The following is a 9,866-nucleotide window of genomic DNA, read 5'->3' on the forward strand; positions in this document are numbered from 1 at the left end:
CGTCGACCTCGGCCATCAGCGTTTTCAAAACGCGTTCCGCCGGCTCGCCAATGGCCTCTGCCGCCTGCAGCCCCACCTTGAAGGCGTTCGGGTCATAGTCATATTGCTGGATCGTGTAGGTTACACCGGCCTTGTCGAGAAACCGGGTCGCCTGCGTCGTTTTCGCCATCGGCTCAGTCCTTGCCGAAAAACGCCGCGTAATCGTCAGGCTTGAAACCGACGATCAGCCGGTCGTCGTCCTCCAGCACCGGGCGCTTGATCATCGATGGGTTTGCGAGCATCAGCGCGATCGCCTTGTCCCGGTCGAGGCCCTGCTTTTCGGCGTCGTCCAGCTTGCGGAAGGTCATGCCGGCGCAGTTCAGCACCTTTTCCCAGCCCGCCGCATCGCACCAGCGTTCCAGATGCGCGCGATCGATGCCGGCCTTCTTGTAGTCGTGGAACGCATAGGCGACATCGTGCGCGTCAAGCCAGGTCCAGGCCTTCTTCATCGTGTCGCAGTTTTTAATGCCGTAAAGCGTCGTCGCCATGCCCTCGATCTTTCAAAAAAGGCAGGCGGTCTTTGAGGCCGCCTGCGATCCAGTGATAATCCGCCCGTCAGCGATCAGACCGTTTCCCAGCCGCCGTCGAACTTGCCGGCGCGGTAGATCGCGTCGATCACCCGCTGGTTCTTCACCGAATCCTCCAGCGAGAAAACTTCGACCTCACCGCCGGCGGCCGCCTTCGAGAACGCCTCGACCTCGCGGACATATTGCCGGCTGTCCTGGAAACGGAACGCCTGGGTCTCGGAGTGGCTCTGGTTGGAGAGCAGCACCGTTTCCTCGCCCCAGCGGTTGGCGTTGAAGGGGGAGACCACCTCGATCAGACCCTTGGTGCCGTGGAAGGCCATGGTCTGGCGGTTGGCGAGCTGGGTGGAGACGTAGAAGCTCATCTCGAAGCCCGGGAACTCCGCCTTGACGGAGGCATAGATATCCGTGCCGAATTCGCTGTCATAGCGCACCGTCGCCTGCAGCCGTTCGGGTTCCGCGCCGGTGACAAAACGGGCCGTCACCGTCGGATAGACGCCGATATCCGGCAGGCCGCCGCCCCCGAGTTCCGGGATATTGCGCATATTGGTCGCATCGCGCAGGAAATAGGAAAACGCCCCCTGCACATGCTGCAGCTCGCCGATCGCGCCGTCGGCCAGAAGCGCGCGGACCTTGGTCCAGACCGGCGCATAGGTGACCATGAAGGCCTCGCTGATCAGCACCTTGTTGCGGTCGCGCGCGGCGATCACCGGCTCGATGTCCCCGGCCTTCAGCGCCAGCGGCTTTTCCACCAGGACATGTTTCCCGGCATCCGCCGCCTTGATCGCCCATTCCACATGCTGGGAGGTCGGCAGCGGGATATAGACCGCGTCGATCGTATCGCTCGCCAGCATCTCCTCGTAGGAAGCGAAGGCATGCGGCGCGCCGAAACGGGTCGCCATCGCCTGCGCCCGCTCCAGATCGCGGCTGGCAACGGCCGCAAGCACCGCATTTTCCGCGTCGACGATTGCCGGCACCACGAGTTCGCGACCGATCTTGGCGGTCGAGACTATACCAAAACGCAACATGGGGAATCCTCACCTGTTATTTCGGCGGCCAGCATAGGAACCGGCAGGCGGGTGTGCAAGCGGCTCGATAGCCAGTTCACGGCCTCGCCGCCCGTGGGCTCCATTGCCATGCGGGGACGGGCAACCTACGTTAGGAACAGCGACGTCACCAGCACCCGGGAGAAGAACATGCACATGCGAAGACTTGGCAGAACGGATATCGACATCGCACCTGTCGTCTTCGGCGGCAATGTGTTCGGCTGGACGGCGGATGAACAGACCTCCTTCGCGCTGCTGGACCGTTTCGTCGGCGCGGGCTTCAATGCCATCGACACGGCGGACGTCTATTCCGCATGGGCCGAGGGCAACAAGGGCGGCGAGTCGGAGACAATCATCGGCAACTGGCTGAAGCGCGGCGGCGTGAAGCGCGAAGACGTCGTCATCATTACCAAGGTGGGCTCGGAAATGGGACCCGGCATGAAGGGCCTGAAGGAAGGCTGGATCATGCAGGCCGTCGAAGATTCGCTGCAACGACTGCGGACCGACTATCTCGACGTCTATCTCGCGCACTGGCCGGATCCCGAGACCGAGTATGAGGAGACGATCGCTGCCTTTACCAAATTGCGCGAGCAGGGCAAGGTCCGCGCCATCGGCGCGTCGAACCTTGACGCGGCGCAGCTTGAGGAGGCGCTCAGGGTCGCCGAACATACCGGCAGGGCGCGCTATGACGTGCTGCAGCCGGAATACAATCTCTACGCCCGCTCCGGCTTCGAGGGCGCGCTGGCGGAACTCTGCGTCGAGCACGATATCGGCGTGATCACCTATTTCAGCCTCGCATCCGGCTTCCTCACCGGCAAATACAAATCCGCCGATGATGCGGAGGGCCAGGCGCGCGCCGGAAGCGTGGCGAAATATTTCGATGATCGCGGCAGGCGTATCCTTCGGGCGCTGGAGACGGTTTCCGCCGATACCGGCGAGCATCCGGCGGCGATCGCGCTGGCCTGGCTGATGACCCGGCGCGGCGTCACCGCGCCGATCGCCAGCGCCTCGCGGCTCGAGCAGATGGACACGCTGCTGCGCGCGCCGGAGATCGCGCTTTCACAGGAAGCCCTGCAACTGCTGCAGGAAGCCGGCGAATGAGCGAGATCGTCATTCGCCGGGCGGAGGCCGGGGACAAGCAAGCCTGGCTTGGACTGTGGCGGGGCTACCTGACCTTTTATGGCGCCGGTATCAGCGCCGAAGTGACCGAAACGACATGGTCCCGGATCATCGATCCGATCGTGCCCGTCTTTACCCTGCTGGCAACCGCTGATGACCGGCGGGCGGGCTTTGCCACCTGCATTCTCCATCCGCGCACATGGGCGATCGAGCCCGCCTGCTATCTGGAGGATCTGTTCGTGGAGGAAAGCCAGCGCGGGCGCGGCATCGGCAGACGGCTGATCGATGACCTGATCGCGATGGGCAAGCGCGATGGCTGGACCAATCTCTACTGGCACACCAATTCCGGCAACGAGACCGCGCGCAGGCTTTATGACCGCTATGACAAGGCCGATGATTTTGTGCGCTACCGCCTGCCGCTGAAGGGTTAAGGCAGCTTACTTTGTGCCGTACATCCGGTCACCGGCATCGCCCAGCCCGGGAACGATATAGCCCTTCTCGTTCAGATGGCTGTCAATGGCGGCGGTGTAGACCGGCACGTCCGGATGGCTGTTGCGGAAATGCTCGATCCCCTCGGGCGCGGCCAGGAGGCAGAGGAAGCGGATATTAGAGACGCCGCGTTCCTTCAGCCGGTCGATGGCGGCGATCGACGAGTTGCCGGTCGCCAGCATCGGGTCAACGACGATCACCAGCCGCTCGCCAATATCCTCCGGCGCCTTGAAGAAATATTCAATCGCCTCCAGCGTTTCATGGTCGCGATAGACGCCGATATGTGAAACGCGGGCAGAGGGAACGAGGTCGAGCATGCCTTCCAGCAGACCGTTGCCGGCGCGCAGGATCGAGGCGAAGACCAGCTTCTTGCCTTCCAGAACCGGCGCTTCCATCGTCGTCAGCGGCGTCTCGATCGTTTCCATGGTGAGTTCGAGATCGCGCGTCACCTCATAGCAGAGCAGCGTCGAAATCTCGCGGAGCAGCCTGCGAAAGCCGGCCGTGGACGTGTCCTTCTGACGCATCTTCGTCAGCTTGTGTTGAACCAGGGGGTGGTCGATGACCGTTACGCCGTCCATGAGCTTCAATCCCGCTTTGATCGTGTCGTGCTGAAACCTTCTATGGCGCAAAAGCGACCGGCGCGGCAAGCACCGCGCCCGCCTTCGCGCCGAAACGCCGATTTTTCCACTGTTTCAGCGTTAGAGCAGGGCAAAAAGCCGTGCGCGGGTTGCCTCATCGACAAAGGCGGCGGCAATCGCCGTTTCCGTCATGCGGCCGGTCTCGGCGGAAGAGAAGCCCATCTCGTCCTCCGCGATCGCGTATTCGCGCGCGAGCGAGGTGTCGAAGAAGGGCGGATCGTCGGAATTGAGCGTTACCCGGACGCCGGCATCAACGAGTCGACGCAAGGGATGCGAGCGAAAATCCGGATAGACCGAAAGGGCGATATTGGAACCGGGGCAGACCTCAAGCACCACGCCTTCCGCTGCAAGCCGACGGACAAGCGCCGGTTCCTCCACGGCCCGGACGCCGTGACCGATCCGGTCGGGCCGCACAAGATCCAGCGCGTCGCGCACGGAATCCGGTCCGCAGACTTCGCCCGCATGGATCGTCAGCTTCAGTCCGCCGTCACGGGCGATGTCGAAGGCGCGCGCGTAATCGGCGACGCGGCCCATGCGCTCGTCGCCCGCCATGTTGAAACCGGTGAGCAGCGGAAAGCCGCAGGAAACGGCGTAGCGCGCCGCCCCCTCCACCTGTTCCGGCCCCATATGGCGTTCGCCGATCATCACCATGCGGCACTCGATCCCGGTCTTCGCCTTCGCCGCATCGATGCCGGCAGAGATCGCCCGCATATAGGCATCGCGGGAAAGACCTGCGGCAAGCCCCTGTTCGGGCGAGACGAAAAGCTCGGAATAGATCGCGCCATCGGCGGCAAGCGCGCCGAGATATGTCTCCGCGAGATCCGCGAAATCCTCCTCCGCCCGAAAGACATTGGCTATTGCGGCATAGCAGGCGATGAAGCTCGAAAAATCATGCCAGACATAGCGACCGTCCTTGAGCCAGGCGGAGAGATCGACGCCGTATTTTGCCGCAAGGCGCGCGGCAAGCGCCGGCGGCGTCGCGCCTTCGATATGGCAGTGGAGTTCGGCCTTTGGCGTTTTCACAGGAAGGATGCTCCGTATTTGCCGGGCCCAAGCCCGAGGTGGTGGGCGATGCTTTCGCCGATATCGGCATAGGTTTCGCGCAGGCCGAGCGAGCCCGGCTGGAGGCCCGGTCCGAAGACGAGAACCGGAACGCGCTCTCGCGTGTGGTCGGAGCCGCGCCAGGTCGGATCGCAGCCGTGGTCCGCCGTCAGCACCGCGATGTCGCCCGGCCTCATCCGCGCGGCAATCTCCTCGATGCGGGCGTCGAACGCCTCAAGCGCGGCCGCATAGCCCGGCACGTCGCGGCGGTGGCCGTAGACCATGTCGAAATCGACGAGATTGGTGAACACCAGATCGCCCTCGCCCGCCTCGTCCATCGCCTTCAGGCTGGCGGTCACCAGCGCATCATTGCCGTCCGCCTTGATCAGGCGGGTCACGCCCTTGCCGGCAAAGATGTCGGAGATCTTGCCGACGGCGAGCACGTTGCGGCCTACCGCCGTCGCCCGGTCGAGCAGCGTTTCCTCCGGCGGAGCGATCGAGAAGTCGCGGCGGTTGCCGGTGCGCTTGAAGGTTTCGGCCGTCTCCCCGATGAAGGGACGCGCGATCACTCTTCCGATGTTGAGGTCATAGGTCATCTCGCGCACGACCGCGCAGAGTTTCAAAAGCCGCTCGAGGCCGAAATGATATTCGTGGGCGGCGATCTGGAACACGCTGTCGGCCGAGGTGTAGAAGATCGGCCGCCGCGTCCAGACGTGCTCCTGGCCGAAACGCTTGATGATCTCCGTGCCCGAAGCGTGGCAATTGCCGAGACTGCCGGAAATGCCGGCCTCGCGATAGATCGCCTCCAGAAGGTCGGCCGGAAAACAGTCCGGCTGATCGGGGAAATAGCCCCAGTCGAACATCACCGGCGTGCCGGCGATCTCCCAATGGCCCGACGGCGTGTCCTTGCCGCGCGAAACCTCGCTCGCCGCGCCGTAACGCCCCAGGAGTCGCTCCGGCTGCTCCATGCCGGCGGGACGATGCCGGGTCGCGAGCTTCGCGGCTTCCAGAAGGCCGAGCGCGGAAAGATTGGGCAGTTTCAACGGGCCGGAGCGCAGGCCCGCCCGATCGCCGAGGCCCGCGGCGCAGAACTCGGCGATATGGCCGAGCGTATCGGCGCCGAGATCGCCATAGGCCTTTGCATCCGGCGCACCGCCGATGCCGAAGGAATCGAGAACATAGAGAAAGGCACGGGCCATCGGACGCTCAATCCTGCACTGACAAATCGTCTTTTCCTTCTATCGCCTGCCCTCTCGCATGGCAAACGCCCCGGCACAACGGGGAACCGGTGCGTAAATCCATGCGTTTAGAAGGTGATAACCATGTTTCTTAACGCCGAAGGAAGGCAGGATGATCATGCTGACAGCCATCGACACGATCAAGGCGAGCACTGTCATGCCCGAAAGAAGCAGCAGCAGAAAAGGCGAGACCGGAAGCCAGGCCGGCGAACTCGCGCTGATTGCCGGCGTTCTTCTGGCCGCAACCGCCCTGGTGATCTTCGCCGCTCTCCGGCTTTACCTGGTCAACTGATACCCCTCAGACTGCAAGCCGCATCAACGCCGCCAGCATCAGCTCCGCGCCCTTTTCGATATCCGCCCATTCGGAATATTCCTCCGGGGCATGCGAAATGCCGTTAAGGCTCGGCACGAAGATCATCGCCGAGGGGCAGAGCGCCATCATCGTCTGCGCGTCGTGGCCGGCGCCGGAGATCATGCGTCTGGCCGGAAGGCCGAGCGCCTCCGCCTCTTCTGACAAGAGACCGACAAGCCCGGCGTCGAAGGCCACCGGCGCAATGGCGCTCTTCTCCTCGATTGCGTGGGCAAGTCCGTGCTTTGCCGCGACCGCCGCCGTCGCGCGGTAGAACAGCCTCTGCAACCCGCGCATGACCGCCTCCGAGGCATCCCGGATGATCACCGAGAACACCGCCTCGCCCGGCGCCGTATGCGGATGGTTCGGCACAAGCTCGACCTTGCCGATCGTGATCCGGGCGATCTCCGACGGCGACTGCGCGATCATGTCCGGGATCTGCACGGCGATCTCGGCAAGGCCGGCAAAGGCATCGGCGCGCATGTCCATGGGCGTCGTGCCGGAATGGTTGGCCGTGCCCTTCAGCGTCACCTGCAGATTGACGATCCCGGTCGCGCCTTCCGGCAGGCCGATCGCGATCCCCTCGCGCTCCAGCACCGGCCCCTGCTCGATATGAAGTTCGAGAAAGGCTTTGACGGAGCCCTTCGGCCGGGCAGCGCCGAGCACGGCTTCCGGTTCCAGTCCCTGGGCGCGCATGGCATCTGCCAGCAGCACGCCGTCGGCATCGGCGGCGCTCTCCAGCCATTCAGCCGTCACCAGTCCGGCGATTGCCTGCGAGCCCAGCATGCCGCCGAAGCGACCTTCCTCCTCCGAGGTCGCCACAACCTCGATCGGGATGGCGGGCTGAACGCCGGCCTCCTTCATCGCCCGCACGCATTCCAGCGCGACGGCAACGCCCAGCGCCCCGTCGAAGGCGCCGCCGTCAACGACGGTATCAAGGTGTGAGCCGACCATGATCGATGGGCCGTCCGCCTCCCCGAAACGCCCGAAAACCGAGTTCGCGCCGTCGCGCGTCACCGCCAGCCCATCGGCCTCTATTTCCTTCGCGAACCAGTCGCGCACCGCCATGTCGGCATCGGAGAAACCCGGCCGATTGTAGCCGGCACCGGGCTTTCCGGCGCCGAAACGGTTGATGCCATCGAGAAGGGCCCTGAGCCGCCCGGGATTGATCTTCGGTTTGCTGTTCATCGCTGCCGGCCTCCCCTTGTTATCTGCCGCAAGGCGGCTTTCCCATCGGATAATTTATTATGATAATTTCCGACAACCCGCAAATCGCGACGGCACCTCCGCTCTGCCCGAAAGAAAGACGGAGCCGCAGGCGCTCGACTTTCACAGGGCGCATTGACAGCGCCGGCAAGCGGCGTGACGTCATTTTCGCCTAGACTGAAATCACGACTAAGTTTTTGATTTTTCTTTATCAATTTTCACGGAGAATAGACAGGGTTGTAATTTATTATGATCAATCCTTGTAAATTACAGAATTTTCATAATTAATTAACGAAATACCAACAGAGGAGAACCGATTGATGAAACGCCTTCTCGCCGCCGCGCTTGCCGCCGCATCGCTGGCTTTCGGGGCGCCTGCCATCGCGCAGACTCCGCCTAATGTTCTGGTGGTCGGCCAGATCGCCGAGCCGAAATCGCTCGACCCCGCGGTCGACACGGCCGTCAATGACTTCCGCATTCTGGTGAACATGTATGACGGTCTTGTGCGCTACAAGGACGGAACGCTCGAGGTCGAGCCGGCTCTTGCGGAGAGCTGGGAGATTTCCGAGGACGGAAAGACCTACACCTTCAAGCTGCGCGAAGGCGTGGCCTTCCATGACGGTTCGCCCTTCAATGCCGAGGCCGTGAAGTTCAATTTCGACCGCATGCTCGACGAGAACCATCCCTATTACGACACCGGGCCGTTCCCGCTGTCCTTCTTCTTTTCATCCGTCGACACGGTCGATGTGGTCGACGACCTGACGGTAAGGTTCACGCTCACCGAGCCCTACGCCCCCTTCCTGTCGAACCTCGCCTATCCGACAGGCCTGATCGTATCGCCGGCGGCGGTTGAGGAATATGGCGCCGATTTCGGCCGCCACCCCTCCGGCACGGGCGCCTTCAAGTTCGAGGAATGGAACCCCAATTCCAGGGTTGTCGTCTCCAGAAACGCCGATTACTGGGACGGCGCGCCGCCGCTTGAGGCGGTGGTCTTCCGCCCGGTCACGGACGCTAATACCCGCGTTGCCGAAATGATGTCGGGCGGGCTCGACGTGATGGTCGAGGTGCCGCCGGATGCCCTGTCGCAGTTCTCCGACAGCGACCGCTACAAGGTCTATGAGCAGGCCGGGCCGCATGTCTGGTTCCTGATCCTGAACCTCAAGGACGGCGTCTTCGCCGACAAGAAGATCCGCCAGGCCGTCAACTACGCCATCAACAAGGAAGCAATCGTCAACGACATTCTTCAGGGCACGGCCGACGTGGCTGCCGGCCCGACGCCGCCAGCCTTCGCCTGGGCCTATGACGACAGCCTCTCGCCCTATCCTTACGATCCGGAGAAGGCCAAATCGCTGCTCGAAGAGGCCAGTTATGACGGCTCGGAGCTGACCTTCTACGTCACCGAGGGCGGCTCGGGCATGCTGGAACCGCAGGCCATGGCCACCCAGATCCAGGCCGATCTCGAAGCCGTGGGCATGCCGGTCAAGATCGAGACCTATGAGTGGAACACCTTCCTCGGCAAGGTGAACCCCGGCCTCGAAGGCAAGGCCGACATGGCGGAAATGGCATGGATGACCAACGACCCGGACACCCTGCCCTTCCTGGCGCTCAGGACCGATGCCTTCCCCGACAAGGGCGGCTTCAACTCGGGCTACTACTCCAATCCGGAGGTCGACAAACTGCTCGAGGAAGCCCGCACGGCCACCGATCAGGCCAGACGCGCCGAGCTTTACAAAGAGATGCAGGCGATCGTGCAGGACGACGCGCCCTGGGCCTTCATCGCCAACTGGAAACAGAACGCCGTGACCAAGGCGAGCGTGGAAAACTTCAAGCTCCAGCCGTCGTTCTTCCTGCTGTTGCAGAAGGTGGCAAAGCCGAACTGAGCGGGGCCGCATAGCCTCCACCAATCTCCCCCCTTGAGGGGGAGATTGACAAGAAGACGGCAGGCGCTTTGCACGGCTTCCCACCCAACGGAGAACACGCCATGGCCCATTATATCCTCAGGCGGCTGCTGACCGTCATTCCGGTGCTTCTGGGACTGACCGTGATCGTGTTCGCGATCATGGCGATGATCCCCGGCGATCCGGCGACGGCAATCCTCGGCTCCTACGCCACGCCGGAAAATGTCGACCGCATCAACCGCGCGCTCGGCCTCGACAAGCCGCTGGTGCAGCAATATT

At 63.0% G+C, this 9,866-nt stretch carries 10 protein-coding genes and 2 pseudogenes; 5 read left to right on the forward strand and 7 right to left on the reverse strand.

Features of this window, described 5'->3' with window-relative positions:
• From AC5DC2_RS13095 to AC5DC2_RS13105, 3 genes and pseudogenes are all read right to left on the reverse strand, one after another.
• Window positions 1–169: pseudogene (locus AC5DC2_RS13095) on the reverse strand (Cys-tRNA(Pro) deacylase); the annotation flags it as partial.
• A 4-nt stretch (window positions 170–173) separates the two neighbouring features.
• Window positions 174–527, reverse strand: coding sequence for an ArsC family reductase (locus AC5DC2_RS13100; RefSeq protein WP_491698796.1), 354 nt, complete (start codon window positions 525–527; stop codon window positions 174–176).
• A gap of 74 nt (window positions 528–601) precedes the next feature.
• Window positions 602–1,591 (reverse strand): Gfo/Idh/MocA family protein, encoded by a 990-nt coding sequence (locus AC5DC2_RS13105; protein WP_491698797.1) that lies wholly within the window; start codon window positions 1,589–1,591, stop codon window positions 602–604.
• Between the two features lie 168 nt (window positions 1,592–1,759).
• Here AC5DC2_RS13105 and AC5DC2_RS13110 point away from each other — a divergent pair, with 168 nt between their 5' ends.
• Together AC5DC2_RS13110 and AC5DC2_RS13115 are read left to right on the forward strand one after the other, a co-directional pair.
• Window positions 1,760–2,710, forward strand: a complete 951-nt coding sequence (locus tag AC5DC2_RS13110; protein ID WP_491698798.1) for an aldo/keto reductase — start codon at window positions 1,760–1,762, stop codon at window positions 2,708–2,710.
• Window positions 2,707–3,159: a GNAT family N-acetyltransferase gene (locus AC5DC2_RS13115; RefSeq protein WP_491698799.1), complete on the forward strand. Its 453-nt coding sequence runs from the start codon at window positions 2,707–2,709 to the stop codon at window positions 3,157–3,159. Before AC5DC2_RS13110 ends, AC5DC2_RS13115 begins: the two co-directional genes overlap by 4 nt.
• 6 nt (window positions 3,160–3,165) lie before the next feature.
• Here AC5DC2_RS13115 and upp read toward each other — a convergent pair whose 3' ends face one another.
• The 3 genes from upp to AC5DC2_RS13130 form a co-directional block, all read right to left on the reverse strand.
• Window positions 3,166–3,795, reverse strand: coding sequence for a uracil phosphoribosyltransferase (gene upp, locus AC5DC2_RS13120; RefSeq protein ID WP_024708973.1), 630 nt, complete (start codon window positions 3,793–3,795; stop codon window positions 3,166–3,168).
• A gap of 120 nt (window positions 3,796–3,915) precedes the next feature.
• Window positions 3,916–4,878: an adenosine deaminase gene (locus AC5DC2_RS13125; protein ID WP_491698800.1), complete on the reverse strand. Its 963-nt coding sequence runs from the start codon at window positions 4,876–4,878 to the stop codon at window positions 3,916–3,918.
• Entirely contained in the window at window positions 4,875–6,095 is a 1,221-nt protein-coding gene (locus AC5DC2_RS13130; RefSeq protein WP_491698801.1) for a phosphopentomutase, read from the reverse strand. The genes AC5DC2_RS13125 and AC5DC2_RS13130 overlap by 4 nt, the downstream gene beginning before the upstream one ends.
• Before the next feature lie 151 nt (window positions 6,096–6,246).
• Here AC5DC2_RS13130 and AC5DC2_RS13135 point away from each other — a divergent pair, with 151 nt between their 5' ends.
• The gene (locus AC5DC2_RS13135; RefSeq protein ID WP_491698802.1) at window positions 6,247–6,426 is read left to right on the forward strand and encodes a hypothetical protein; all 180 of its coding nucleotides are present in this window, start codon (window positions 6,247–6,249) and stop codon (window positions 6,424–6,426) included.
• Between the two features lie 6 nt (window positions 6,427–6,432).
• On the opposite strand, the gene AC5DC2_RS13140 is transcribed toward AC5DC2_RS13135, so the two are convergent.
• On the reverse strand, window positions 6,433–7,671 hold the full coding sequence (locus AC5DC2_RS13140) for a Zn-dependent hydrolase (protein ID WP_491698803.1): 1,239 nt from the start codon (window positions 7,669–7,671) through the stop codon (window positions 6,433–6,435).
• 338 nt (window positions 7,672–8,009) lie between these two features.
• Here AC5DC2_RS13140 and AC5DC2_RS13145 point away from each other — a divergent pair, with 338 nt between their 5' ends.
• Entirely contained in the window at window positions 8,010–9,569 is a 1,560-nt protein-coding gene (locus AC5DC2_RS13145) for an ABC transporter substrate-binding protein (RefSeq protein WP_491698804.1), read from the forward strand.
• 101 nt (window positions 9,570–9,670) lie between these two features.
• Window positions 9,671–9,866, forward strand: a pseudogene (locus tag AC5DC2_RS13150) (glutathione ABC transporter permease GsiC); the annotation flags it as partial.

It is taken from the genome of Martelella sp., assembly GCF_984369615.1.